The sequence below is a fragment of the Streptomyces sp. NPDC043176 genome, from assembly GCF_056436715.1.
The window spans coordinates 26985-51970 of the sequence record NZ_JBWKCA010000024.1 but is presented as its reverse complement, the minus strand read 5'-3'; the positions used below and the strand labels follow the sequence as shown (position 1 = coordinate 51970).

The 24986-nt window shown below is 75.5% G+C and carries 20 protein-coding genes; 11 read left to right on the top strand and 9 right to left on the bottom strand.

Going from position 1 to position 24986, the window contains the following annotated elements:
- Nucleotides 1–94: 94 nt before the first annotated feature.
- A complete protein-coding gene (locus AC067A_RS30735) occupies nucleotides 95–1627 on the bottom strand; it encodes an amino acid permease (RefSeq protein WP_479245991.1) in 1533 nt (510 codons plus the stop codon).
- Between the two features lie 79 nt (nucleotides 1628–1706).
- The gene (locus tag AC067A_RS30730; protein ID WP_479245990.1) at nucleotides 1707–2681 is read right to left on the bottom strand and encodes a hypothetical protein; all 975 of its coding nucleotides are present in this window, start codon (nucleotides 2679–2681) and stop codon (nucleotides 1707–1709) included.
- Nucleotides 2682–2982: 301 nt separating this feature from the next.
- Between AC067A_RS30730 and AC067A_RS30725 the strand changes: the two genes are divergently transcribed.
- The 5 genes from AC067A_RS30725 (at nucleotide 2983) to AC067A_RS30705 (ending at nucleotide 7985) form a co-directional block, all read left to right on the top strand.
- A complete protein-coding gene (locus AC067A_RS30725; protein WP_479245989.1) occupies nucleotides 2983–4446 on the top strand; it encodes an FGGY family carbohydrate kinase in 1464 nt (487 codons plus the stop codon).
- Nucleotides 4446–5864 carry an FAD-dependent oxidoreductase gene (locus AC067A_RS30720; protein ID WP_479245988.1) on the top strand — a complete coding sequence of 473 codons (1419 nt, stop codon included), beginning with the start codon at nucleotides 4446–4448 and terminating at the stop codon, nucleotides 5862–5864. Before AC067A_RS30725 ends, AC067A_RS30720 begins: the two co-directional genes overlap by 1 nt.
- Nucleotides 5861–7093: an FAD-dependent oxidoreductase gene (locus AC067A_RS30715; RefSeq protein WP_479245986.1), complete on the top strand. Its 1233-nt coding sequence runs from the start codon at nucleotides 5861–5863 to the stop codon at nucleotides 7091–7093. Before AC067A_RS30720 ends, AC067A_RS30715 begins: the two co-directional genes overlap by 4 nt.
- 107 nt (nucleotides 7094–7200) lie before the next feature.
- Nucleotides 7201–7677, top strand: a complete 477-nt coding sequence (locus AC067A_RS30710) for an NUDIX hydrolase (RefSeq protein WP_479245984.1) — start codon at nucleotides 7201–7203, stop codon at nucleotides 7675–7677.
- Nucleotides 7678–7739: 62 nt separating this feature from the next.
- Entirely contained in the window at nucleotides 7740–7985 is a 246-nt protein-coding gene (locus AC067A_RS30705; protein WP_479245982.1) for a hypothetical protein, read from the top strand.
- Nucleotides 7986–8058: 73 nt separating this feature from the next.
- Here AC067A_RS30705 and AC067A_RS30700 read toward each other — a convergent pair whose 3' ends face one another.
- Nucleotides 8059–9261 (bottom strand): cytochrome P450 family protein, encoded by a 1203-nt coding sequence (locus tag AC067A_RS30700; RefSeq protein ID WP_479246091.1) that lies wholly within the window; start codon nucleotides 9259–9261, stop codon nucleotides 8059–8061.
- A gap of 106 nt (nucleotides 9262–9367) precedes the next feature.
- The gene (locus AC067A_RS30695) at nucleotides 9368–11287 is read right to left on the bottom strand and encodes an NAD-binding protein (protein WP_479246089.1); all 1920 of its coding nucleotides are present in this window, start codon (nucleotides 11285–11287) and stop codon (nucleotides 9368–9370) included.
- Nucleotides 11288–11620: 333 nt separating this feature from the next.
- On the opposite strand from AC067A_RS30695, the gene AC067A_RS30690 reads away from it, so the two are divergent.
- Entirely contained in the window at nucleotides 11621–12850 is a 1230-nt protein-coding gene (locus AC067A_RS30690; RefSeq protein ID WP_479245980.1) for a D-alanyl-D-alanine carboxypeptidase family protein, read from the top strand.
- Nucleotides 12851–12965: 115 nt separating this feature from the next.
- Here the strand turns inward: AC067A_RS30690 and AC067A_RS30685 are convergent, their stop codons facing one another.
- Together AC067A_RS30685 and AC067A_RS30680 are read right to left on the bottom strand one after the other, a co-directional pair.
- Nucleotides 12966–15476 (bottom strand): ATP-binding cassette domain-containing protein, encoded by a 2511-nt coding sequence (locus AC067A_RS30685; protein ID WP_479245979.1) that lies wholly within the window; start codon nucleotides 15474–15476, stop codon nucleotides 12966–12968.
- A 137-nt stretch (nucleotides 15477–15613) separates the two neighbouring features.
- Complete coding sequence (locus AC067A_RS30680) at nucleotides 15614–15850, bottom strand: DUF5133 domain-containing protein (protein WP_479245976.1); 237 nt, start codon at nucleotides 15848–15850, stop codon at nucleotides 15614–15616.
- 142 nt (nucleotides 15851–15992) lie between these two features.
- Here AC067A_RS30680 and AC067A_RS30675 point away from each other — a divergent pair, with 142 nt between their 5' ends.
- A complete protein-coding gene (locus tag AC067A_RS30675; RefSeq protein WP_479245974.1) occupies nucleotides 15993–17030 on the top strand; it encodes an NAD-dependent epimerase/dehydratase family protein in 1038 nt (345 codons plus the stop codon).
- Between the two features lie 168 nt (nucleotides 17031–17198).
- On the opposite strand, the gene AC067A_RS30670 is transcribed toward AC067A_RS30675, so the two are convergent.
- Complete coding sequence (locus AC067A_RS30670) at nucleotides 17199–18083, bottom strand: glutathione S-transferase C-terminal domain-containing protein (RefSeq protein WP_479245972.1); 885 nt, start codon at nucleotides 18081–18083, stop codon at nucleotides 17199–17201.
- Nucleotides 18084–18990: 907 nt separating this feature from the next.
- Here AC067A_RS30670 and AC067A_RS30665 point away from each other — a divergent pair.
- From AC067A_RS30665 to AC067A_RS30650, 4 genes are all read left to right on the top strand, one after another.
- Complete coding sequence (locus AC067A_RS30665) at nucleotides 18991–19446, top strand: RrF2 family transcriptional regulator (RefSeq protein WP_479245970.1); 456 nt, start codon at nucleotides 18991–18993, stop codon at nucleotides 19444–19446.
- 158 nt (nucleotides 19447–19604) lie between these two features.
- Nucleotides 19605–21038, top strand: a complete 1434-nt coding sequence (locus AC067A_RS30660; protein ID WP_479245968.1) for an acyl-CoA dehydrogenase family protein — start codon at nucleotides 19605–19607, stop codon at nucleotides 21036–21038.
- Between the two features lie 355 nt (nucleotides 21039–21393).
- Entirely contained in the window at nucleotides 21394–22266 is an 873-nt protein-coding gene (locus AC067A_RS30655; RefSeq protein ID WP_479245966.1) for a universal stress protein, read from the top strand.
- Between the two features lie 137 nt (nucleotides 22267–22403).
- Nucleotides 22404–23015 (top strand): CAP domain-containing protein, encoded by a 612-nt coding sequence (locus AC067A_RS30650; RefSeq protein ID WP_479245965.1) that lies wholly within the window; start codon nucleotides 22404–22406, stop codon nucleotides 23013–23015.
- Nucleotides 23016–23031: 16 nt separating this feature from the next.
- On the opposite strand, the gene AC067A_RS30645 is transcribed toward AC067A_RS30650, so the two are convergent.
- Together AC067A_RS30645 and AC067A_RS30640 are read right to left on the bottom strand one after the other, a co-directional pair.
- Nucleotides 23032–24486: a sigma-70 family RNA polymerase sigma factor gene (locus AC067A_RS30645; RefSeq protein ID WP_479245963.1), complete on the bottom strand. Its 1455-nt coding sequence runs from the start codon at nucleotides 24484–24486 to the stop codon at nucleotides 23032–23034.
- A gap of 95 nt (nucleotides 24487–24581) precedes the next feature.
- Complete coding sequence (locus AC067A_RS30640) at nucleotides 24582–24875, bottom strand: hypothetical protein (protein WP_479245961.1); 294 nt, start codon at nucleotides 24873–24875, stop codon at nucleotides 24582–24584.
- Nucleotides 24876–24986: the final 111 nt, after the last annotated feature.

Here is a 24986-nt window from a genome sequence, read left to right as displayed (position 1 = left end):
CGGCGTCCGTCGGGCGCGGGGGCGGCGCCGTCTCCGGGCGACCAGGCCGTCTCCTTCGGGTCTTGCCTGACCGGCAAGACCCGAAGGAGACGGCCTAGACGATGCCCTCCGCGATCTCCGCCTCCTCGCGGGCCGTCCCGTACGCCGTCGGGGTGCCGTACGAGCGGCGGGCGACGTACCACCAGACGCTGGCCAGGACGAGGACGACGGCGAGCGCGATCACCGCGTAGTTCATGGTGTCGACGGTGACCGGGGACTTCTGCGGCAGGCAGAAGAGGACGGTCACGAAGGCGACCCAGACGACGGCGGTCCAGCCGATGGGCTTGCTCCAGCGGCCCAGGGTCCAGGGCCCGGGGGTGAACCGGTCGCCGGCGCGCAGCCGCAGGTAGATCGGGATGGCGTAGGCGGGCGTGATGCCGATGACGTTGATCGCGGTGACGGCGCCGTACGCGGTGGCGGAGTAGAGCGAGGGCACGGCGAGCAGCGCGGCCACGGCGACCGCGAGCCAGACGGCCGGGACGGGGGTCTGGGTGCGGGTGCTGACCCTCCGCCAGAGGGCGGAGCCGGGAAGGGCGTTGTCGCGGCTGAAGGCGAAGACCATGCGGCTCGCGGCGGCGACCTCGGCGTTGCCGCAGAAGAGCTGGGCGACGATGACGACGAGCAGCAGGGCGGTGGCGCCGCCGGAGCCGAGGGCGTCGAGGAAGATCTGCGCGGGCGGGACGCCGGTGGCGCTGTTCTGCGTGGCGGCGTAGTCCTGGATGGCGAAACTCAGTCCGGCGAGGAGGGCGAAGCCGGCGATCCAGGAGACCCAGATGGCCCGCACGATGCCCTTGGCGGCGGTGACGGAGGCGTTGGAGGTCTCCTCCGAGAGGTGGGCGGAGGCGTCGTAGCCGGAGAACGTGTACTGGGCGAGGAGCAGGCCGATGGCGGCGACGTAGAAGGGGTTGGCCCAGCCGGTGTCGTTGACGAACTCGGTGAAGACGAAGTCGACGGACCGGTGGCGGTCGGGGACGAACGCGAGGGCGCCGACGATGAGCGCGACCCCGGCCAGGTGCCACCAGACGCTGATCGAGTTGAGCACGCTGACGAGGCGGACGCCGAAGAGGTTCAGGACGGCGTGCAGCAGCAGGATCGCGAGGAAGACGAGGAAGGTGGAGCCGGCGGTGGGTTCGAAGCCCCATTGCAGGTTGAGGAAGGCGCCGGTGAAGAGGGCGGCGCCGTAGTCGATGCCGGCGATGGCGCCGAGCAGACCGAGCAGGTTCAGCCAGCCCGTGTACCAGCCCCAGCGGCGACCGCCCAGCCGGTCCGCCATGTAGTAGAGCGCTCCGGAGGTCGGGTAGGCGCTGGTGACCTCGGCGAGGGCGAGGCCCACGCACAGCACGAAGAGGCCGACGCCGGCCCAGCCCCAGAGCATGACGGCGGGACCGCCGGTGCCCATGCCGAAGCCGTAGAGGGTCATGCAGCCGGAGAGGACCGAGATCACGGAGAAGCTGATCGCGAAGTTCCCGAAGCCGCCCATGCGGCGGGCGAGGACGGGCTGGTAGCCGAGCTCTCTCAGCCGTGCCTCCTCGTCATGGGCCGCGGGTGGCTTGCGTATCGCGTCGGCGGGGGCCGCGGTGCGGGACATGGGTTACCTCCGGGGGACGGGCGGTGAGCGGGCGTGGGCGTACGCGGGGGGCCGTACGCGGGGTGGGGACCGGCGGGGATCAGCCGCCGAGACAGCGTGCGCGGGCGCGCAGGAAGACCTCTTCGGCCAGGTCGCGGTCGTCCGGGCGGGCGGTGCGGTAGGCCCAGGGCAGCGTCGTGTAGTACGGGCCGAGGGCCTCGAAGACCCGGGCCGCATCGGGGAAGCGGAGGGCTCCGAACAGGGCGTGCGCCAGGTGGTTGAGGTCGAGCAGCGAGGCCTCGTCGGTGGCGCAGAAGAGGAACCACTCGTCGAGCGCGCGGCGGGCGTCGCGCACCGCGTCCTCGGCGACCCAGTGGAGGTCGAGGGCGCGTTCGTGGCCGCGCTCGCGGCGGTAGCGCTCGACGCGCACGTAGAGCGGGAGCGCGTGCAGGGCGGAGCCCACGGGGGCCGAGGAGGCGGCCCAGTAGGAGTAGTTGACGGCCTCGGAGAGCGGTCCCGGGCGGCGGGCGTAGACGAACTGGAGCATCCGGTGGTGCGCTTCGCGGTTGTACGGGTCGCGCTTCTCGGCCTCTGCGAGCAGGCCCCAGGGGCCGGGCGGCAGCATGGGGGCGGGCGGGGTGAGCCGGTGTTCCGCCATGCGCTGGCGCTCGTCGAGGGCGGCGAGGGCGATGAGGCCCACCCAGGGCACCGGGTCGGCGGGGGACCGCTCGGCGGCCTCGCGGCAGGCACTCCAGGCCTCCTGCCATAGCTCCCGGGTGCGCGCGTGGCCGGCGCGGTGGGCGCGGACGGCCCGCTCGACGGCGACGCGGCTGTGCATCACGGCGGCGGCGGGGCTTTCGGGCTGCTCGGCGCGCCAGGTGTGCACGACGTCGGTGCCCGCGGCGACCGCGGCGAGGACCTGGGTGCGCCGGGTCCAGCCGTCCCAGCCCGCCGTCTCGTCGAGCAGCCGCGCCATGGCCACCCAGCGGCCGGTGCGCAAGTCCTGGACGGCGTTGCGCAGGGCGTGGTCGTGGCCCGCGGGGTGGTAGACGGGTCTGAAGCCGTGCGCGGCCATCAGGGGGTGGGGCGTGGTGTGGGTGACATGGGTCCTCGGTGGATGGAGGGGGTGGTCAGTCCCCCGGCGGGCGTCCCGGCCGTTGATCGGCGATCACTATAGAGGGCGATGGATGCGACCGGTCCACTTTCTTTCGTGAGAGTAACTATCCAGCCAACGACCGAATTTGACTTACTGTCAGGTAGATCCACGGACTTGACGTGATCCCCCGCCGAGGCTTGACGCGGGGTCCCGGCGGCGGCACCCTGACCCCTTTCGGTGATCGGATGATCACTGTCGGTCCAGGGACGGGAGCAGCACGATGACAGGCGGCCCGGTACTCGCCGTCGACCAGGGGACCTCGGGCACGAAGGCCCTCGTCCTCTGTCCGGAGCGCGGGGTCATCGGCGGCGGCACGGCCCCGGTCCGGCCCCGCTACCTGCCGGGCGGCCTCGTCGAGGTCGACCCGCGTGAGCTGTACGACTCCGTGGTCACCGCCGGGCGGACGGCACTCGCCGAGGCGGGCACCACCGTCGAGGCGGTGGGCCTCGCGAACCAGGGCGAGACCGTGCTCGCCTGGGACCCCGCCACCGGCGAGCCCCTCACCGACGCCCTGGTGTGGCAGGACCGGCGGGCGGCCGAGGTCTGCGCCGGACTCGACGCGCACGCCGAGCGGTTGCGGCACCTCACGGGCCTCCCGGTCGACCCGTACTTCGCCGCGCCCAAGATGGCCTGGATCCGCCGCCACGCCACCGGCGCGGGGGTCGTCACCACCAGCGACTCCTGGCTCGTCCACCGGCTGACGGGCGCGTTCGTCACCGACGCGGCGACGGCCGGCCGGACCGGACTCCTCGACCTGGACACGGTCGCCTGGTCGGACACCGCCCTCGACCTGTACGGACTCGGCGGCGAGCGGCTGCCCCGGGTGGTGGACTGCGACACGCCGGTCGGCACCACGACCGCGTTCGGTCCGCCGCTCCCTCTCACCGGCCTCCTGGTGGACCAGCAGGCGGCGCTGCTCGCCCAGAGCGCCGACGACCCGGCCGCCGTCAAGTGCACCTACGGGACCGGGGCCTTCCTCCTCGCGCAGACCGGACCCGAGCCGCGGAGGGCCGCGGCGGGCCTGGTGAGCTGCGTCGCCTGGCGACTCGGCGGACACGCGACCCACTGTCTGGACGGCCAGGTGTACACGGTCGCCTCGGCCGTCCGCTGGCTCACCGACCTCGGTGTGATCGCCGGGGCCGGGGAGCTCGACGCGGTGGGCGGCGGCGTGCCGGACTCCGGCGGCGTCACGTTCGTGCCCGCGTTCGCGGGGCTCGCCGCGCCCTGGTGGCGGGGTGACGTGCGCGGCTCGCTCACCGGGCTCGGCCTCGACACCGGGCCGGGCCACCTCGTCAGGGCGCTCTGCGAGGGGATCGCCGCCCAGGTCGTGGAGCTGGCCTCGGCCGCCGCGGCGGACCGGGGCGCGCCGCCGTCCGCGCTGCGCGCCGACGGGGGCCTGACCCGGTCCGCGCTGCTCATGCAGACCCAGGCCGACCTGCTGCAACTCCCCGTCGAGGTCTCCTCGTCACCCGATGCCACGGCCCTCGGGATCGGCGCGGTCGCCCGGCTCGGGCGCCACCCGGGGCTCACCCTCCGCGAGGCCGTGCCCGAGTGGAAGCCCGCGGCCGTGTACCGGCCGCGGATCTCGGGTGACGAGGCGTCCGCGCGGCTGGCCCGGTTCCGTGCCGAGGTGGCGGCGCTGGTCGACCGCTCCGGGGGCGCCGACGCCCCGGGTGCGGTCTGATGGGCGTCACGCGCACGGGTCCCCTCCCGGCCGGCGGGGCCGCGGTGTACGACGTCGTGGTCGTCGGCGCCGGGGTCGTCGGCTCCGCCATCGCCCGCGCGCTCGCCCGACACCCGCTGCGGGTCGCGCTCGTGGACGCCGCGGACGACGTCGGGGACGGTACGTCGAAGGCCAACACCGCCATCCTGCACACCGGTTTCGACGCGGTCCCCGGCACCCTGGAGGCACGGCTCGTCCGCGAGGGACACGGACTGCTCGACGCGTACGCGCGGGAGACCGGCATCCCCGTGGAGCCGCTGGGCGCCCTGCTCGTCGCCTGGGACGAGGAGCAGCGGGCCGCGCTCCCCCGCCTCGCGGAGAAGGCGGAGCGCAACGGCCACCGCACGACGCGCCTGCTGTCGGCGCCGGAACTCGCCCTCCGGGAACCGCACCTGGGCGCCGGTGCGCTGGCCGCCCTGGAAGTGCCGGGCGAGTCCGTCATCTGCCCGTGGACGACGACCCTGGCGTACGCGACGCAGGCCGTCCGCTCCGGAGTGGACCTGCATCTGAACTGCCGGGTGGAGACGGTGCGTCCGGGCGATCCGCACCACCGCCTCGTCACCCGGCGCGGGGTGCTCGGGGCCCGCCACCTGGTCAACGCCTGCGGGCTGCACGCCGACGGCTTCGACGCGCTGCTCGGGCGCGCGGACTTCACCGTCACCCCGCGCAGGGGCCAGCTCCTCGTGTTCGACAAGTTCGCCCGCGACCTCGTCCGGCACATCCTGCTGCCCGTCCCCGGTCCGCTGGGCAAGGGCGTGCTCGTCTCGCCGACCGTGTACGGCAACGTGATGCTCGGCCCCACCGCCGAGGACCTGGACGACAAGACCGCCACCGGGACGACGGCCGAGGGGCTCGCCGGGCTGCGCGAACAGGGCGGCCGGATCCTCCCGGCGCTCCTCGACGAGGAGGTCACGGCCGTCTACGCCGGACTGCGGGCCGCCACCGGTCAGGAGGACTACCGGATCGCGGCCCATCCCGCCCTGCGGTACGTGACCGTGGGCGGCATCCGCTCCACCGGGCTCACCGCCTCCCTGGCCATCGCCGACCACGTGCTCGGGCTGCTCGCCGACTGCGGCCTCGACCCGGGGCCCGAGCGGCCCCTCGCGCCGGTCCGCATGCCGAACCTCGGCGAGGCCTTCCTCCGGCCCTACCGCGACGCGGGACTCATCGCCCGCGACGCGGAGTTCGGCGCGATCGTGTGCCACTGCGAGCGGGTGACCCGCGGCGAGATCCGGGCCGCTCTCACCTCGACGATCCCACCGGCCGGACCCGACGGGCTGCGCCGCAGGACCCGGGCCCGCGGCGGACGCTGCCAGGGCCACTACTGCGGCGCGGAGCTGCGGGCGCTGGGCCAGGAGTACGGGGAGGGGGCCCGGTGATCCGTACGGTCGACGTGCTCGTGGTGGGCGCGGGGCCCGCCGGACTGGCCGCGGCCGCCGGTCTCGCGGCGGCCGGTGCGGGCCGGGTCGAGGTCCTGGAGCGGGAGACGGCCGCCGGCGGGGTCCCGCGCCACTGCGTCCGGCCGGGGTTCGGCGCGGACGCGCTCGGCAGGCCCCTGGACGGACCGGCGTACGCGCGGCGCGCGGTGCGGGCGGCCACCCGGGCCGGCGCCACCGTCCGCACGGGGGTCTCCGCCACCGGGTGGGCCGGACCTCTGACCCTGGACGTCACCGCCCCGACGGGGCTCGAGAGGATCCGGGCCCGCGCGGTCGTCCTGGCCACGGGAGCCCGCGAGCGGCCGCGCAGCGCCCGTCTGGTGCCGGGCTCGCGGCCCGCCGGGGTGCTGACCACCGGTGAGCTCCAGCGGACGGTCGCCCGGTTCGGGGCGCGGGCCGGTCTGGCCGGGCGGCGGGCGGTGGTCGTCGGCGGCGACCCGGTCGCCCGGCACGCGGTGCGTACGCTGCGGGAGGCGGGCGCCGTGGTGACGGCCGTCGTCGCCGGACCGCCGGAGGCCGCCCTCGCCTTCCGGACCGTCGGCACGTCCGCGCCTCCGGTGCCGGTGCTCCGCGGCACGGTCGTGACGGAGCTGATCGGACGCGGCCGGCTGACCGGCGTCGCGGTCCGGGGAGCGGACGGGCGGTCGGCCGTCCTGCGGTGCGACACCGTGGTGTTCACCGGCGACTGGATCCCCGACCACGAGCTGGTCCGGCTCCTGGGGGTGCCGCTCGCGCCGGGCTCCCGCGGCCCGGTGACCGACGGCGGTCTCCGTACCGCCGCGCCCGGCGTCTTCGCCGTCGGGAACCTCCTCCACGGCGGGGAGCCGGCGCGGCGGGCCGCCGCGGAGGGGCGTGCGGTGGCCGGCGCCGTCCTCGCCCGGCTCGCCGGCGGTGCCTGGCCCGCCGGAGGGGTCCCGGTGACGACGGAGGGCCCGCTGCGGTGGGTGACGCCCGGTCTGCTGGGATCGGCGCCGGCGGTCCCTCTGCTCGTCCGGCCGGAGCGGCGGCTCCTGCGGCCGGTGCTGACCGCCCGGCAGGGGGACGTGCTGCTCAGACGGGAGCGGCTGGCCGGGACGCTGGTCCCCTGGCGCTCGGTGCTGCTCGGATCCGCGTGGACCGACGGCGTCGACGGCTCGGGCGGTCCGGTGGTGGTGGCAGCCGCCGAGGGGTGAGGCCCGGAAGCATGCCCCCGCCGCCCCCGCCGGGCGGCGGGTGGGCTGCGTGGGCGGGCTCCGTGGGTGGGCCCCGTGGGCCGGGGCGGTCGGCCACACTGGGGCTCATGTCGGACAAACGCAGCGCGGGTCTTCTGGTCTTCCGTCGTACGGGGGGCGAGGACGTCGAGGTACTCATCGGGCACATGGGCGGGCCTTTCTGGGAGTCCCGGGAGGAGGAGGCCTGGTCGTTCCCCAAGGGCCAGTACGAGCCGGACGAGACCGCCGAGGACGCGGCGCGGCGGGAGTTCCGGGAGGAGCTGGGGCTGGCGGCACCGGACGGCGAGTGGTTCCCGCTCGGGGAGGCCCGGCAGCGCAACGGGAAGATCGTCACCATCTGGGCCGTCGAGGGCGATCTCGACCCGGCCCGGGTGGTGCCGGGCACCTTCACCATGGAGTGGCCGCCGCGTTCCGGCGTCACGGCGGAGTTCCCGGAGATCGACCGGGTGGGCTGGTTCGCCCCGGAGGCGGCCGCTCCGCTGCTGGTCACGGGGCAGCGGGTCTTCCTCGAGCGGCTCCGGGAGCACCTCGACGGGCGGGGCTGAGCCCGATTGTCAGACCCGTACGAGAAGGTGGTGAGCGCCGAACTGTCGAGAGGGAGCCCGACATGACCACGTTCACCGCAACCGAGCGCGCGGCGGCCCAGGCGTACCTGCGTCTCCTCGAGTCCACCCAGGCCGTGCTGACCGACCCGCAGCTCGCCCCCTACGCGGGGGTGATGCTCCGCCACCCGATGGCCGAGGCCGACGAGGCGCTCCGCGCCGCGGGCCTCTCCGGGAACGAGGACCGCCTGCTGCGCCTCGTCTCCTCCCTGCGGGTCTCCCCCGCGACCGCATGGGGGCGCACGGGGTGAGCGGGTACGCCCGCGCGTCGCGTGCCGGGCCGTCGGAGGCCCGGCTCCGGGCCGACGGGTGTGTCGTGGGCGCTCAGGCTCCCGGGCGGACCGGGAGGGCTCGGACGCTGTTGCCGACGAAGCCGGCGTGGCGGGTCAGCTCGCTCTCGGGGAGGGCCAGGTCGAGGTCCGGGAAGCGGGTGAAGAGCGCTTCCAGGGCGATCGCGGCCTCCATCCGGGCGAGCGGGGCGCCCAGGCAGTAGTGGGGGCCGTGACCGAGCGAGAGGTGCTTCGCCGCCGGCGTGCGGGTGATGTCGAAGCGGTCGGCGTCCGGGCCGTGGGCCTTCGCGTCGCGGCCTGCCGCCGAGTACCCGGCGAGGACCGGGGTGCCCCGGGGGATGAGCGTGCCGTCGACCGTGAGGTCGCGGGTGGGGTAGCGGAACGGGAAGGAGCTGACCGGGCTGTCCCAGCGGAGCGTCTCCTCCACCACGTCCGCCCAGTCGGCTCGGCCCTCGACGACGAGGGCGAGCTGGTCGCGGTGGGCGCAGAGCGCCCGGACGGCGTTGGTGACGAGGTTCAGGGTGGTCTCGTGACCCGCGATGATCATCAGGACCAGGGTGCCGATGAGCTCGGACTGGCTGAGCCGGTCGCCGCCCTCGTCCCGGGCCGCGATGAGGGCGCTGATGAGGTCGTCGCCGGGGTCGGCGGCCTTGGCGGCGGCGATGGAGCCCAGGAGTCCGGCGAGTTCGCGGTTGGTGGCGACGGCCTGGGCGGGCTCCGTGTCGGTGGCCACGACGAGGCTGGAGAGGTGGTGCAGCCGGTCCTGGTGGACCGGGTCGACGCCGAGGAGTTCGCAGATGACGCCGAGCGGCAGCGGAAGCGCGTAGTGGCGGCGCAGATCGGCGACGCCGTCACCAGCACGGGCGGCCTCGGCGAGGCCGTCGAGCAGTCCGGCGGTGACCGCCTCCACGCGCGGGCGGAGCTCCTCGACCCGGCGTGCGGTGAAAGCGCTGCTCACGAGGGTCCGCAGCCTGCGGTGGTCGGCCCCGTCGGCGGTGGTCATGCCCGGCACGGTGGCGAAGGTCAGCAGCGGCCAGCCTTCGGGTATGCGGCCCTCGGTGAGCGCCGTGAAGTGGTGGGGCGCCTTGGCGACGTCGGGGTGGGTGAGGAAGTCCCGCAGGGCGTCGTGGCCGAGCACCGCCATGCCCTCGATCCCGCCGGGCAGGATCACCGGGGCCACGGCGCCTTGGGCGAGCAGCCGCGCGTTCGCCGCGTGCGGGCAGCCGCCCGTGTCCATGCGGTACGGGGGCCGGCCGGAGGCGGTGCTGTGCGGTGTGTTCAAGGAAGGCACTCCTGACTGCGGATGCGGGCCGTCTCGGCACGTGAGCGCTCAGATCCTACGGTCAACCCGCCTCCGTTCGTACGGAGTTGTCCCGCACGGCGTCTTCACCCGCCGGGCCGCCCGGGCCGCCCCTGCCGAGGAGCTCGGCGAGGCCGCGGCGGGTGGCGGCCACGACGACGCGGTCGCCCGGGACGAGCCGCCGGTCGGGGTGGAGGCGCCAGCCCCTCGCGCGGTCCGCCCGACCCGCCGCCGCGCCGTCGAGGGCGATGACCCGCCAGGCGCCGGGGACGAAGGCGTCGGCGACCGTCCGGCCGTCCAGGAGGGGGTGCGCGGCGACGTCCACGGCGGCGAAGAGCAGCACCCGGCGCTCGACGGGCACGGCGCCCAGGATCCGGCGCCCCATCATGGCGCCGGCGAACGCGGGCGCGGCGAGGTGGGAGACGCTGCGGCTGCGGGTGACGGCCGTGGGGTGGGCGGTGCGCAGGGTGCGGAAGACGGCCGTGGCGAAGTCGTCGTCGTACAGGCGCAGGACGACCCGCAGGTCGGGGGTGACGGCCCGGGCGGACAGCGCGGCTTCCAGGTTGGTGATGTCGACGCTGGTCAGGGCGAGGAGTGCGTGGGCGCGGTGGATCCGGGCCGCCTCCAGGACGCCCTCCTCCGTGACGTCGCCGATGACGGTGGGGACGCGGAGCCGGCGGGCGACGGCGATGCCGCGGGCCTCCGGGTCGGACTCGACGCAGACCACCGGGATGCCGAGCCGGCGGAGGCGTGCCAGGACCCGGGTGCCGACCTTGCCGAGGCCGAGGAGGACGACGTGGCCGGAGAGGCCGCGGGACGGCCTGCGCAGGGTGGTCGCCGTGCGGAAGGTGCCGAGGCCTTCGAGGAGGGCGGCGACGATCACCGGCAGCAGGAGCAGCCCGACGAACCCGGCGAGGATCTGGAGCAGTTGGCGGCTGGTCGGCTCGCCGACGGCCGGGTCGCCGATGGCGAAGATGTCGAGCAGCGTCAGATAGGCGGCGTGCAGGGGGTGGTCGCCGGTGGTGAAGGTGGAGGCGAGGGCGAGCGCGAGGACGGCGCCGGCCGCACCGGCGAGCGACCAGCGCAGTCGGCGGGAGAAGAGGGAGGCGACGGGCAGGGCGGAGGCGGCGAGGCGAGGCGCCGGGAGGTCCGGGCCCGCCGCCGTGACCGCTTCGAGGGTGACGGCGGCGCGGCCGGTCGCGGCGGCCACCGTGCGGTCGTCGGGGAGGAGCCGGGGGCCGGCGTCCCCGCTGTGCTCGGAACCCTCGCAGCCCGCCGGGTCGCCGGCCGTGGCCGAGAGCAGTGCGAGCGTGCAGAGGCCGGGATCGGGCGGCTCGCCCTCGCGCGGCGGCCGGTCGACGGCGTGGAACAGCAGTCCGCCGGCCTGGACGACCTTGCTGGTGCCCGCGACGGCGGCCGCCGCGAGTCCGGGGGCCGCGGTGTCGACGTCGGAGAGGACCGTGGTGGCGGCGTCGAGCTTCTCGGGGTCGAGGCCCGGTTCCACGACGGCGGCGGCCTGGTCGAGGAGGGTTTCGAGGTGCTGGCCCAGCTTGCGGTTGTACAGCCGGATGACCAGGCGCAGCCGGGGGTTGAGGCGGCGGGCGGTGAGCGCGGCCCGGATGTTGGTCTCGTCGTCCTCGTGGACGAGGGCGAGCGCGGCGGCCCGCTCGACGCCGGCGTCGACCAGGGCCCGGTCGTCCGCCTCGGCGGCCTCGACGACCCGGGGGGCGCCGCCGGGTTCGCCGCCGTCGCCGGAGGCCCCGGGCGCCGCGCCGGACCCGGTGGTGCGGGTGACGGCGGCGGTCACCCGGCCGAACAGGGCCAGTGCCCGGCCGGTCCGGGCGGCGGGCGCGCGGGGTGCCTCGGGCGGCGCCGGCACCAGGAGGGTCACCCGCTCCCCGTACACCTCGTGCAGTTCGCGCGCGAGGCGGTGGGCGAGGGCGTCGTCACCGCACACGACCATGTGCCCGGCCGGGGCCGTACGGGACGGCCGGTCCGTCCGGAGGGCGGGCGCGCCGAAGGGGCCCGCGGCGGCCGCGCCGGGCGGGCGGGCAGGGCCGGGGAGGGCGCGGGCGGTGGCGTCCGGAGGTCCGGATCCGTCGCCGCCGACCGGAACGGCGTTGCTGGGCTGCGGGTGTGAGGACACGTCACAAGGATGCCCTGCGCCGCCGACAGCGGACCGGGTGGCCGCCCACCACCCGGGCGGGCGCACGACGCGCCCCCGTCCGGCACGTTCGCTACGCCGGTCGGCGCACTCCGCTCTGCGTGTTCGGCGGTGCCTTCCTACGGTGACCGAATGATCGTCACGTCAGCTGTCCGTCATGTTGTCGCCGGTACCGCGGCGCTGCTGTTCGTCCTGCCGGTTCCGGTGGCCACGGCCTCGGCCGGGACCTCCGTCGGGGAACCCACGCCGCCCGCACGGCAGTACGTCGATCCCGCCCGGCTCGACCGGCAGGGCACCCAGGTGCAGCGACTGCCGGGCGCCCCCCAGGTCCCCTCGGTGTCGGCGCTCTCGTGGGTGGTTGCGGACGCCGCCACCGGCGAGGTGCTCGCCGCGCGGAACGCGCACCGGAGGCTGCCGCCGGCCAGCACCCTCAAGGCGCTGTTCGCCCTCACCGCGCTCCCCCACCACGAGCCCTCCGAGCGGCACACGGTGGCGGACGCCGAGCTGACCGGGATCGGGGCGGGCAGCAGTCTCGTCGGCCTGAAGGAGGGGTACACGTACAAGGTCTCGGACCTGTGGAACGGGGTCTTCCTCAGCTCGGGCAACGACGCCGTGCACGTCCTGGCCGCGATGAGCGGCGGCTGGGAGTCGATGGCCCGCCAGATGCAGGACAAGGCCAGGGCCCTCGGTGCCCGGGACACCCATGTGGTCTCCCCCGACGGCTACGACGCACCCGACCAGGTGTCCTCCGCGTTCGACCTGGCGGTCTTCGGCCGGGCCGGACTGCAGGACCCCGCGTTCGTCCGGTACAGCTCGACCCGGTACGCGGACTTCCCGGCCGGCACCTGGTCGTACGGCATCGCCAACACCAACCGGCTGCTGACCGGCGCGGACGGCGTGGCCCGCTACCCGGGACTCCTCGGGATCAAGAACGGCTACACCAGCAACGCGGGCAACACGCTGATCTCCGCGGCCCAGCGGGGCGACCGGACCCTCGTCGTGTCGGTGATGAACCCGCAGGGCGGCGGTGGCCTCGCCGTCTACGAGGAGGCCCGCTCCCTGCTCGACTGGGGCTTCGAGGCGGCGGGCCGGGTCCGGCCGGTGGGTTCGCTGCTGCCGGCGCGGACGAAGGCGGCCGCCGGCCCGGACACCCGGGCCGTCGCGGTGTCCGGCCGCGCCGCACCGGCCGCCGGCCCGGTGCTCCGCGCCGGCCCGGAGCACCGGGCCGGCGCGGCGGCGCCCGAGCGGGACGAGGCCCCGTCGGGCATGTCCGCCGGCCTGCCGCTGGCCCTGGTCGCCTCGGCCTGCGCGGCGGCGATCGCCCTGTGGGGGTGGCGGCGCAGGGCGGCCCACCGGGGCTGATCCGCGTGGTGTGACCGGTACGTGACGCCTGGTCCGGTACGCGTCCGGGGCGTCGCCCGCACGCGTACCGGTGGCGTGCCGTCGTGAAGCGGGGGCGCCGCCCCCGGCGCCGGGGTCAGGCGCCGACGTACTGCGCCAGGTGCTCGCCGGTGAGGGTCGCACGGCGGGCGACGAGGCCGGCGGGCGGGCCCTGGTAGACGATCCGGCCGCCGTCGTGACCGGCGCCGGGCCCGAGGTCGATGATCCAGTCGGCATGGGCCATGACCGCCGGGTGGTGTTCGACGACGACGACCGACTTGCCGGAGTCGACCAGGCGGTCGAGCAGGCCGAGGAGCTGTTCGACGTCGGCGAGGTGCAGGCCGGTGGTCGGCTCGTCCAGGACGTAGACGCCGCCCTTGTCGGCCATGTGCGTGGCCAGCCTCAGGCGTTGCCGTTCCCCGCCGGAGAGGGTGGTGAGCGGCTGCCCGAGGGAGAGGTAGCCGAGTCCGACGTCGGAGAGCCGCTCCAGGATGCGCTGCGCGGCCGGGGTGCGGGCCTCGCCCGCGCCGAAGAACTCCTCGGCCTCGTCGACCGGCATCGCGAGGACCTCGCTGATGTCCCGGCCGCCCAGGTGGTACGCGAGCACCGAGGCCTGGAACCGCTTGCCCTCGCAGTCCTCGCAGGCGGTCGCGACACCGGCCATCATCGCCAGGTCGGTGTAGACGACTCCGGCGCCGTTGCAGGTGGGGCAGGCGCCCTCGGAGTTGGCGCTGAACAGCGCGGGCTTCACCCCGTTGGCCTTGGCGAACGCCTTGCGGATCGGGTCGAGCAGGCCGGTGTACGTCGCCGGGTTGCTGCGGCGCGAGCCGCGGATCGCACCCTGGTCGACCGAGACCACGTCCTCGCCCGCCGGGATCGATCCGTGGACGAGGGAGCTCTTGCCGGAGCCGGCGACGCCGGTGACCACGCAGAGCACGCCGAGCGGGACGTCGACGTCGACCTTCCGCAGGTTGTGGGCGGTCGCGCCCCTGATCTCCAGGGCACCGGTGGGTTCGCGCACGCTCTCCTTGAGTGCGGCGCGGTCGCCGAAGTGGCGGCCGGTGACCGTGTCGCCGGCCCGCAGCCCCTCGACGGTGCCCTCGAAACAGACGGAGCCGCCCGCGGTGCCCGCGCCGGGGCCGAGGTCGACGACGTGGTCGGCGATCGCGATGGTCTGCGGCTTGTGCTCCACGACGAGCACCGTGTTGCCCTTGTCTCGCAGGCGCAGGAGCAGGTCGTTCATGCGGTTGATGTCGTGGGGGTGCAGGCCGGTGGTGGGCTCGTCGAAGACGTAGGTGACGTCGGTGAGCGAGGAGCCGAGGTGGCGGATCATCTTGACCCGCTGGGCCTCGCCGCCCGAGAGCGTGCCCGAGGGCCGGTCGAGGGACAGGTAGCCGAGGCCGATCTCGACGAACGAGTCGAGGGTCTCGCGGAGCGCGGTGAGGAGGGGGGCCACCGAGGGTTCGTCGAGGCCCCGCACCCACTCGGCCAGGTCGCTGATCTGCATCGCGCAGACGTCGGCGATGCTCTTCCGCCTGATCTTCGACGACCGGGCGCCCTCGGCGAGGCGGGTGCCGTCGCACTCGGGGCAGGTGGTGAAGGTGACGGCCCGCTCCACGAAGGCCCGGATGTGCGGCTGCATCCCCTCCTTGTCCTTGGCCAGGAACGACTTCTGGATGCGCGGGATCAGACCCTCGTAGGTCATGTTGATGCCCGCGATCTTCATCCTGACCGGCTCGTGGTGGAGGAAGTCCGCCAGTTCCCGTCTGGTGTACCGGCGGATGGGCTTGTCCGCGTCGACGAAGCCCGACTCGCTGTAGAGCCGGTGGTTCCAGCCGCCCGGGGTGTAGCCGGGGATGGTCAGCGCCCCGTCGGCGAGCGACTTGGCGTCGTCGTAGAGCTGCGTGAGGTCGATGTCGGAGACCGTGCCGCGGCCCTCGCAGCGCGGACACATGCCGCCCGTGCGGCTGAACGTCGCCTTGACGGCCTTCTTGGCACCGCGTTCGACGGTGATCGCGCCGCTGGCCCGTACGGAGGGGACGTTGAAGGCGTACGCGCCGGGCGGGCCGATGTGCGGTCTGCCGAGGCGGCTGAAGAGGATGCGGAGCATCGCGTTGGCATCGGTGGCGGTGCCGACGGTGGAGCGCGGGTCGGCACCGAGACGCTGCTGGTCGACGATGATCGCGGTGGTCAGGCCTTCGAGCACGTCGACCTCCGGGCGCGCGAGCGTCGGCATGAAGCCCTGCACGAACGCGCTGTACGTCTCGTTGATCAACCGCTGCGACTCGGCGGCGATCGTGTCGAACACCAGGGAGCTCTTGCCCGAGCCGGAGACGCCGGTGAAGACCGTGAGCCGGCGCTTCGGGATCTCGATGCTGACGTCCTTGAGGTTGTTCACCCGCGCCCCGTGCACGCGGATCAGGTTCTGCCGGTCGGCGGCGTGCGGTGCGGGGGACTTCGCGGTGCCGGACTTCGCGGTGCCGGACTTCGCGGCGGAGGTCTTCACGGCCGAGGTCTTCGCGGTGGAGGTCTTCGCCGTGCCTGCCCGGCCGTTGCCGGTCTCGGCGGCGCCGGTCCTCGCGGTGTCCGTCCTGCGGGCCTTGGTCATCGTGTCTCCCTCCGCCGGGCAGGCCGGAACGCGAGGCGCCACGTACCGCCGCACCCGGCACCGGGGGGGCGTGCGACGCACCCCGCCACGCTAACCGCGGCCCCGGGGACGCGCTTGTCGACGGCCGGCCGGTCCGGTCAGCCACTCCGCCACGGATACCCGGGCGCCGTGGTCCGGGCGCCGGTCACATAGCGCTCGGCGGCGTGCACGGCCTCCTGGGCGGTGCGCTTTCCCATCAGCACGCACAGGGTGTACACCGTGTCCTCGAAGCGCCGGCGGGCCGACAGGTCGCACGGACTGTCCAGCACGGTCCGCTCCTGGGTGCGGTAGTGCCGGAGCAGCCGGTCGACCGTGTTCCTGTCGGGCAGCAGCATGGCGTTCTCCTGTCTCCTGCGTCGCTCCATACTCCCGGCCGTCGGCCGCCCCCGCGACCGACACGGACACGTTGAGTGACGAGGGGCTTTCGGTGCGGCGCTCCGGGTGCGCTCGCGCCGCCCATGAAGGAGGGTCGAGGACATGAACCCGAGCACGATTCAGCGGGTGGTCGTCACCGGCGCCACCGGCAATGTGGGGACGAGTCTGGTGCGGATCCTGGCGGCCGAACCGCGGGTCGGATCGGTCCTCGGCCTCGCCCGGCGACGGCCGGACCTGGAGTTGCCCGGCGTGGAGTGGGCCGAGGTGGACCTCTCCCGTGACGGAGACGAACCGCGGCTCGCGCAGTACGTGGCGGACGCGGACGCGGTGGTCCACCTCGCCTGGCGGTTCGGGCCGACGCACGACCCCGTGGAGACCTGGCGGACCAACGTCCTCGGCGCGGTGCGCGTCTTCGACGCGGTCGCGGCCGCGCATGTGCCGGTGCTCGTGCACGCCTCGTCCGTGGGCGCGTACTCCCCCGGCCCCGAGGGCCACGCCCCGGTGTCCGAGGCGTGGCCGACGCACGGCTGGCCGGGTGCCGCGTACACCCGGGAGAAGTCCTATCTGGAACGGGTCCTCGACACCTTCGAGCGCGACCATCCGCAGACCCGGGTGGTACGGATGCGTCCGGCGTTCCTCTTCAAGGAGGAGTCGGCGAGCGGCCAGCGGCGGATCTTCGCGGGACGGTTCTTCCCCGGCCAGCTGATGCGGCCCGATCTGCTGCCGCTGCTCCCGGAGTTCGACGGGCTGCGCTTCCAGGTCCTGCACACGGACGACGCCGCGGACGCCTACCGGAGGGCGCTCCTGCGGGACGTCCGCGGCGCGTTCAACCTCGCCGCCGAGCCGGTGCTCGACGCCGCGACACTGGGCCGGATGCTGCACGCCAAGCCCGTGAAGGTACCGGCCGGCGCGGTGCGCGGCGCCCTGTCCGCCGCCTGGCGCCTCCGGCTCGTCCCCGCCTCCCCCGGCCTCTTCGAGGCACTCCGGCACCTCCCGCTGCTCGCCACCGAACGGGCCCGTCGGGAGCTCGGCTGGGAGCCGTCCTCGAGCGCCGAGGAGGCCCTCTCCGCGTTCCTGCGCGGCGTCCGGGCCGGCGCCGGCGACGACACGGCCCCACTGGCCGGCCACCGGATCGGCTGAACCCGGCCCCGTGAGGCGCTGGTCCGCGAGGCACGGGCCACGGGGCCGTGGCGTGGGCCGTGGGCCGTGGCGTGGGCCGTGGGCCGTGGCGTGGGCCGTGGGGCCTTCGGCCGGCGCGTCCCCTGCGCGTCGGCGCGTCCGGGCCGGGGCGTTCGGCCGGGGCGCGCCCTACGAACCGGCGTGTCCGGGCTGTCGGGTCGGGCACGCCGACCAGTCGACGATGCGGATCGCCGCGCCGGCGGCCTCGCGGCCCCGGCAGTGGGCGCGGTGGCGGCGCAGGACGGCGTCGATGTCGAGGCAGCGGGCGAACTCGGGCCGGGCGGCCAGGCGTTGGGCGTAGGACCAGAGGGCCGGATGCCCGGCGACGCGGTCCATGGCGGCGGCGTCCAGGTGCCAGCGGTGGACGGTGTCGAGCTGGACGAGGGTGACCCAGACGTGCACGTCCGCGGCGGTCGGCGCGTCGCCGAGGACGTACGGCCCGCGGGCGAGCCGCCGTTCCAGGCGGCCGAGCGCGGAGAAGAGGACCGTCAGCGGGTCGCGGTGGGCCGCCTCGCCGTCGATGCCGAGTTCACCGGCCTGCTGGGCCGCCCGGTTCACGCTCCGCTCGCACAGGTCCGCGATCGCGTCGATCTCGCGCCGCCGCGCGCTCGGCAGCAGGTCGGGGCCGTCACCGCGGAAGCGGAGGGCCAGGTCGCGGAGGATGTCGGGGACGTGGGTGCTGACGATCCGTCCGGTCCAGCCGTCGCTCAGGACGGGCGCGGCGGCCGGACCGTCGTAGAGGTGGGCGCTCGCCTCGTACAGCGGCCGGAGTGCGGCATATCCGCCGTCGGGCGTGTCGGGGTTCTCGGGCAGCACGGTGAGCGGGAGCGTGTCGTCGAGTCCGAGCAGGGCGTGGGTGACGGCGATCCTCAGACAGCCGGGTGTCGACGGTGCCACGTGGAGGCGGTAGCGGTGCGGGACGGCGTAGTGGCCGCTCGCCGCGTCGCGGCCGATCCTGCCCCGGAAGGCGGGCACGGCGGAGGCGGGCAGGAGCGAGGACGGGACGACGGACATGCTTCTCCCTGGGTGCTCGGTGCCGGGTCCGTCCGATGCCCGCCGGTGCCGGTCGCGAGGCGCGACGGACGGCACCGGCGGTCCGGCCGGGGGCGGCAGAGGTGCGGAAAGGAAGTGCGGACGCGGCACGGCGCGTTGCCGTGCCGGGCAGGCCGGGACGCGTCGACCCGCCGGACGGGCCGGATGGGACCGGTGCGTCCGGCCACCGGAACGCCGGTACCGGGCCCGACGCGTCGACCGACCGGACCGCCGGGGCGGGGCCGGGCGCGTCGAACCAGTGGACCGCCCGGACCGGCGCGGGTGGGTCGACTCGCCAGGCGGACCGGGCGGGCTCGGGCCGATCGCCCCACCCGAGGGGGACGGAGCCTCGACCCACCTGCCGGGCGGGGCGGAGCACCGACCCACCCGACGGGCGGGCTCCGGCGCGTCGGCCCGCCGGACGGCCCGCCCCGCCCCCGGATCCGGCTTGAGGGCTTCGGACGGCCCGGCGGGAGGAAGCCCCGGATGGTCGGGCCCGTCGGCCCCGGCCCTCGGACGGGCAGCTAGGCGGCGCTGCAGACCCGCAGGAGATCGATGTGGCGGCGGGAGGTGAGGGGCAGGGAGCGCGGGAGGAGCGCTGCGCGGTACGTGTCCCGTCTGCCGCTGCGCCCCATGGTTCCCTACCCGTTCGCTCGGTTTTCCCGTCCATGAGTGTCCGGCGGGCCACCGGCGGCGTCAAGGGTGCGGTACGGCCCGACTTGTCGGGCGCGCGGTCCCGGACGGGCGGTCCCCTCGGCGGACCGCGCCCAGGGCCCGGCGGACCGCACTCCGGACCCGGGAGCCCGCGTCGGGCGTGCCCGACGGGGTCGCGGCTCGGCGGGTGGGCGTGCGGGCGGCGGGCCCCTCGCCGGTACGGAATAATGCGCGCATGCGCATTTCAGCCAGGGCCGACTACGCGGTGCGGGCAGCCCTCCAGCTCGCCGCCTCCCAGGACTCGGGGCCGCTGAAGGCCGAGGCCATCGCCGAGGGCCAGGGCATCTCGCACAAGTTCCTGGAGGGGATTCTCGGAGACATGCGCAAGGGCGGCCTGGTGCAGAGCCAGCGCGGCGGCAACGGCGGGTACTGGCTGGCCAGGCCCGCGGAGACGATCTCGGTCGCGGACGTCATCCGCTGCGTGGACGGGCCGCTGGTCTCCGTCCGCGGGGAGCGCCCGCCGGACCTGTCGTACACGGGCCCGGCCGAGTCGCTGCTCACGCTGTGGATCGCCCTGCGGGCGGGGGTCCGCGAGGTCCTCGGGGTCTCGCTCGCCGAGGTGGCCGCGGCCAGGCTGCCGGACGGGGTCATCGCGCTCGCGGACGATCCGGAGGCGTGGACCAACCCCTGACCGGCGGATCGAACCCCGGCCGGGCCGCGCCGACTTGACGCCATCCCACTGGTCAAGACACCCCTGTCCACGGTACGGACGCCCCTTGGGGTGGGCGCCTCACCTCTGCCACTATCCCTACTATTCCAGTGGGGATACGAGAGATCAGGTGAGGTGACGTGAGCACGCCGAGGAAATCGCCGAAGAGACCCGCCCCGCGCACCGACTCCGCACCGGCCGTCCGTCCCGTCGACCGGCCGGCCGACGACGAGATCTGGCCCCGCGTCACCCGCGAGCTGGCCGACGACCTCGCCGTCGACGCCCTCGTCAGGGACCGCGCCGGCAAGGCGCCGTTCGACGAGGTGGCCCGCCTCCAGGAAGCCGGGCTGCCCGCCCTCCTGACGGCACCCGGGCCGACCCGGCGCGGCGCCGACTGGCGCGCCGCGTGCGCCGTCGTGCGCGAGATCTCCGCCGCCGACAGCTCGGTGGGCGAACTCCTCGCCCACCACTACGCGCTGTCGTGGAGCAGCCGTTTCTTCGGCCCGGCGCCGGCGGAGGACCAGGTCCCCGAAGCCGCCTCCGACGAGGACGGCGGCGACTCGTCGACGGCGACGACACGCACGCGGGGCGCCGGACGGACGGCGGGCGCCCCGCACACCGCGCGGTCCCCGCTCGCCCTCGACGCCTGTACGGCGGAGGAGCGCTGGCTGCTCGCCGGCGGCATCGAACCGGCGCGGGGCGAGGCCGACCCGGGGCTCACGCTCACGCCCGCCGGGAACGACGGCTGGGTCCTCGACGGCCGGCGCTCGTTCGCCTCCGGCGTGACGGTGGCCGACCGGCTCGTCGTCGGCGCCCGGCCCGGCGGCACCGGCGACCTGCTGGTGGTCCTGGTGGACCCGGCCCACCCGGGGGTGTTCACGGACGCGGGGACGGACCGGGTCGGGCAGCGGCTGGCCGGCGCGGGGACCGTCACCTTCGACCACGTGCCGGTGGCGCCCGAACACGTCCTCGGCGCGCTCCCCCACGACGAGCACGCCGTCGCCCCGTTCGCCACCCTCGCGCCGCTCGCCCTGCGGCTGCTGCTCGTCCAGGTCGGACTCGGCATAGCCGAGGGCGCGCTCGCCGAGGCCCGGGACGTCAGCCGCGCCGGGCAGTCGGGCCCGGCACCGGCCGACCGGCCGGAGGGCCCGATCGCCCCGGACGGCGCCGCCGCGGGCGGGGCCGGGGACGACCCCTACCTCCTCCTCGCGTACGGGGAGCTGGCGACGGCCGCGCACACCGCCGCCGCCGTGGTGGAGCGGGCGACCGACGCCCTGGCACACGGGCTGCTCGCCGGACGGTCGCTCGGCCCGGAGGAACGGGCCGACATCGCCGTCCTGGTGGCGGCGGCCGAGACGGTCACCGGCCGGGCCGCCGTCCACATCACCACCCGCATCCTGGAACTCGTCGACACCGGCCCGGGACCCGACGCCCGCGGCGGCGGACCGGGCTTCGACCGCTTCTGGCGCAACGCCCGCGCCCTCACCGCCCCCACCCAGGCCTCCCACCGGCTCCGGGACATCGGGGACCACTACCTCAACGGCACCCACGCGCGGCTCACCCTCCGGGCCTGAGCGCACCACGCGCCCGGAACGGCGCACGGAGCCACGCCACCCGAACGGCGCACGGAGCCACGCGCGGGAACGCCGTACGAAGCCAGGCGACCAGGACAGCGCGGGGAGCCGCGCGCCCGAAACACCGCACGAAGCAAGACGACCAGGACGGTGCACGGAGCCGCGCGTCCGGGACGCCGTACGAAGCCGCGCGGCGGGAACCTCGTCCGAAGCCGCGCGGCCGGAAGTCGTACGAACGGGGCTGACGGTCCGGCATGTCGGGACCTCCGGCCCTCCCGTCAGGCTGCCGATGGGCCCAAGCTGGAGACAGCAGGGCCCGGCCGCCTGGCGGGCCCGTCACCGCGGAGGCAGCCTGATGAGTCGTGAGATCGTCGCCGGAGTGGACGGCTCCCCGGAGAGCCTCGCCGCGGCCGACTGGGCCGCCCGCGAGGCCCTCCAGCGGGGGCTTCCGCTCCGGCTCGCGCACGCCTGGCGCTGGGAGCCCCTCGACATCCCGCTGGTCCAGGACCCCGAGACCCAGCAGCGCGCGGCGTTCGACGTCCTGCGCGAGGCCGAGGCCACCATCGCGGCGCGCCACCCGGACCTCACGCTCACGGCCGAGGTGCTCCCCGACACGCCGGTGGCCGCGCTGCTCGGCACCGAGGAGCGGGCCGAGATGCTCGTCATCGGCTCGCGGGGTCACGGCGCCCTGACCGGATTCCTGCTCGGCTCGTACGGCCAGCAGATCATCGCCGGCGCCACCCGCCCGGTGGTGGCCGTCCGCTCCCGCGACGGCGAACAGGCCGAAGCGCCCGCCGGACACGTCCTGGTCGGGCAGCACGGCGACCCCGAGGACAGCGCCGCGGCCCTGGGCTTCGCCTTCGAGACCGCCGCCGCGCGCGGGGCGTCGGTGCGGGCCGTCCGCGCGTGGAGCCTGCCGCCGCTGTACGCGTACAGCCCGGCCTCGATGCGACTCGCCGACGAGGCCGGCGGGCTCGTGCCGTACGAGGAGAAGGCACTGCGGGAGGCCCTGGCCCCGTGGCGCGAGCGGTACCCGGACGTGCCGGTGACCGAGCACGTCGAACTGGGCAGCGCGGGGCAGGTGCTGCTCTCGACCTCGGGGGCCGCCGGGCTCCTGGTGGTCGGGCGCCGGGCCCGGCGGGGCGCGATCGGTCCGCGGATCGGTTCGGTGGCGCACGCGGCGCTGCATCTCGCGCCCTGCCCGGTGGCGGTGATTCCGCAGGGCTGAAAAGCTCGGACGCGGGTTGACGCGTCGGGTTGACGGAGAGTGTCGGGGCGGGCCGCGGCGGACAGTGTTACCGCCGTCGCCCCGGTGGCTCTCCCGGCACCGGACCTCCGGCGACCTCGGCGAGAGAGCGGAGCTCCATGCGGCACCACGACCGTCCCGGCCACCACGACCATCCCGCGCCCGCGCGCGGCCGGCACCGCGGGAGCCGGGGCGCGCGCCGCCGGGCGTCCCGCCCCTCCTTCCGGATCACCGTCGCGCTGTCCGGGGCCGCCGCCGTGCTGGCGGTGGTGACCGGGATGTACGTGGCCTCGCCGGCCCCGGCCGTCTCCGCCGCGGGCGCTCCCGCGGCGGCCGGCGCCAAGGCCCGGCAGTTCGTCCAGGAGGTCGTCGATATCGCCAACGCCGAGCGGGAGAGGGCGGGTTGCGGACCGCTGCGCTCCGAGAGCCACCTGCGGACCGCCGCCCAGGGACACGCCGACGACATGGCGGCGCGTGACTACTACGAGCACCACACCCCGGAGGGGCGCGACGCGGGCGACCGGATCACCGGCGCAGGGTACGCGTGGTCGGCCTGGGGGGAGAACATCCACCGCGGGCCGAAGACCCCGGCCCGGGCGATGGAGGACTGGATGAACAGTCCCGGTCACCGGGCGAACATCCTGAACTGCGCCTTCAGGGACGTCGGCGTCGGCGTGACGCTGACCGCCAACGGCCCCTGGTGGGTGCAGGACTTCGGCTCCCGACGCTGATCCCGCGGCAGGGCCGTCAGGACGCGGGGGCGGCCAGTTTCTGCACCCAGATCGTGCCGGCCGGGCCGGGCACCGAGGCCACGCCGGTGTCCCGGTAGCGGCAGTTCAGCATGTTCTCCTCGTGCATCGCGCCGTCGGTCCAGTCGTCGACGACGGACCCGGGGTCGGACGAACCGCGGGCCAGGTTCTCGGCCCAGGCGCTCCAGTCGTACCCGGCGGCGGTGATCCGCGCGTCCGCGAAGTCGCCCTCCGGGCTGCTGTGCCCGTAGTAGCCGCGCGCGGCCATGTCCCGGGCGTAGGCGCGGGCCGCGGCGACCAGCCGCGGATCGGTGTGCAGCGGTCCGCAACCCGCCGCCGTCCGCAGCCGGTTGACCTTCGCGGTCAGCCGTTCCTCGGCGGTGGGCCGGGGGGCCGGGGGCGTCGTCCTGGGGGGCCGGGGCGGCCGGGTGGTCGGGGCCGGGACGGCGACGGTCGTCACGGGTGCCGGGGGCGGTGTCGTGGCGGGCGGCGGCGCGGCGGCGGGCCGGGCGGGCGTCAGCCGGGTGTCGGGCTGCCGGGGCACGAGGAGGGCGGCGGCCCCGAGGACGGCGACGGCCGCGGCCGCGGCGACGCAGGCGCGCCGGACCGGTGTCCACCGGGAGGCGGTCTCGAAGACGACGGGCCCGGGTGCGAAGGACTCCGCGCCGCGCAGCACCCCGGCGGCGAGCGGGGGCACCAGGCCGATGCCGACGAGCAGGCCCTCGACCGGGGCGAGTCCGCGGCGGCCGGTCACGCGTCCCGTGCATCCGGCGCAGGTGCGCAGGTGCCGGGCGACGCGCTTGCGCCAGAGCGGGGAGGGCCGTCCGTCCCAGGTCGTGAGGGTCTCCGCGAGTTCGGGACACCGCGGCACCGCGTCCAGGGCGCGGACCACGGCCCGGCCGGTCTCCAGGCGTTCCTTCATGCGCTGGATCCGTACGGCGGCGTGCTGGGGGGACAGGTCGAGGCCCTCGGCGACGTCGGCCCGGGTCAGCTCGCCGGCGGCCTCGAGCCACCACAGGGAGAGGAGTTCACGGTCGTCCTCGTCGAGCCAGCGGGTGGCGCGGGCCACGTCGCGTCGCTGCCCGGAGAGGCCGAGGCGGAGGATGGTGAGTTCGGTGAAGTCGCCGGCCGGGTCGGCGAGGTCGGCCGCCCGGTCCAGGCCGGGTACGGGCGCCTGCTGGCGTTCGCGCCAGCGGCGCCGTATCCCGTTCATGGCGATGGCGACGAGCCAGGAGCGGAAGCGGTCGGGGTCGCGGAGGCCGGTGAGGCCGTCGAGGGCGCGGACCATCGTCTCCTGGACGATGTCGTCGGTGTCGGCGTGGCCGTCGAGGGCCCGGCCGACGACGTTGTGGACGAGGGGCAGGTACGCGCGCACCAAGGCGTCCCTGGCGTGCGCGTCACCGGCCCTGGCCGCCTCCACCAGTGCGGTGGTGCGGGCCTCGTCGCTGTGCATGGATCTGCTCCCTCATCCCTGGTCCGAGTCCCCCGTGGTTCGGAGACCCGTGGGCGCGGGAGGGATAACACTTCTTCCGGTGGTGCCTGGGGACCTTACACCGGTGGTGCCGCGGGCAGGGTCGGGACCGTGGCCCCTCTGCCCTCCCGGACTGCTTCCACGACGGCGTCGTGCAGGTCGCGGCTCTCCTCCTCCGTCGCGCACGGAACGGGACTGCCCGACATGGTGAACCAGTCGGACGCGCCGCTGTACTGCACGGCCACGCGTGCCTCTCGATCGGCCCAGGTCGTGTGCACGGTCAGATCGCCCGTGACGGCTCCGGCCTCGTCGGTCAGCACCCCACCTCGCCCGGTGTAGACACCGGCGGTCGTCCAAGATGCCCAACTCATCCATCCAGGTTCACACCCGGACGTGAGATGCGCCACCGACGGGACCGCCCCGGCCGGAGGAGTTCCGGCCGGGGCGGTGGCGGTCACGCGCGGGTGCGGGCGACGGGTCCC

Bases quoted from the DNA above. Each gene is read 5' to 3' on its own strand.
- AC067A_RS30735 (WP_479245991.1), bottom strand. From the start codon at position 1,627: ATGTCCCGCACCGCGGCCCCCGCCGACGCGATACGCAAGCCACCCGCG.
- AC067A_RS30730 (WP_479245990.1), bottom strand. From the start codon at position 2,681: ATGGCCGCGCACGGCTTCAGACCCGTCTACCACCCCGCGGGCCACGAC.
- AC067A_RS30725 (WP_479245989.1), top strand. From the start codon at position 2,983: ATGACAGGCGGCCCGGTACTCGCCGTCGACCAGGGGACCTCGGGCACG.
- AC067A_RS30720 (WP_479245988.1), top strand. From the start codon at position 4,446: ATGGGCGTCACGCGCACGGGTCCCCTCCCGGCCGGCGGGGCCGCGGTG.
- AC067A_RS30710 (WP_479245984.1), top strand. From the start codon at position 7,201: ATGTCGGACAAACGCAGCGCGGGTCTTCTGGTCTTCCGTCGTACGGGG.
- AC067A_RS30705 (WP_479245982.1), top strand. From the start codon at position 7,740: ATGACCACGTTCACCGCAACCGAGCGCGCGGCGGCCCAGGCGTACCTG.
- AC067A_RS30700 (WP_479246091.1), bottom strand. From the start codon at position 9,261: ATGGACACGGGCGGCTGCCCGCACGCGGCGAACGCGCGGCTGCTCGCC.
- AC067A_RS30695 (WP_479246089.1), bottom strand. From the start codon at position 11,287: ATGGTCGTGTGCGGTGACGACGCCCTCGCCCACCGCCTCGCGCGCGAA.
- AC067A_RS30690 (WP_479245980.1), top strand. From the start codon at position 11,621: ATGATCGTCACGTCAGCTGTCCGTCATGTTGTCGCCGGTACCGCGGCG.
- AC067A_RS30685 (WP_479245979.1), bottom strand. From the start codon at position 15,476: ATGACCAAGGCCCGCAGGACGGACACCGCGAGGACCGGCGCCGCCGAG.
- AC067A_RS30680 (WP_479245976.1), bottom strand. From the start codon at position 15,850: ATGCTGCTGCCCGACAGGAACACGGTCGACCGGCTGCTCCGGCACTAC.
- AC067A_RS30675 (WP_479245974.1), top strand. From the start codon at position 15,993: ATGAACCCGAGCACGATTCAGCGGGTGGTCGTCACCGGCGCCACCGGC.
- AC067A_RS30670 (WP_479245972.1), bottom strand. From the start codon at position 18,083: ATGTCCGTCGTCCCGTCCTCGCTCCTGCCCGCCTCCGCCGTGCCCGCC.
- AC067A_RS30665 (WP_479245970.1), top strand. From the start codon at position 18,991: ATGCGCATTTCAGCCAGGGCCGACTACGCGGTGCGGGCAGCCCTCCAG.
- AC067A_RS30655 (WP_479245966.1), top strand. From the start codon at position 21,394: ATGAGTCGTGAGATCGTCGCCGGAGTGGACGGCTCCCCGGAGAGCCTC.
- AC067A_RS30650 (WP_479245965.1), top strand. From the start codon at position 22,404: ATGCGGCACCACGACCGTCCCGGCCACCACGACCATCCCGCGCCCGCG.
- AC067A_RS30645 (WP_479245963.1), bottom strand. From the start codon at position 24,486: ATGCACAGCGACGAGGCCCGCACCACCGCACTGGTGGAGGCGGCCAGG.
- AC067A_RS30640 (WP_479245961.1), bottom strand. From the start codon at position 24,875: ATGAGTTGGGCATCTTGGACGACCGCCGGTGTCTACACCGGGCGAGGT.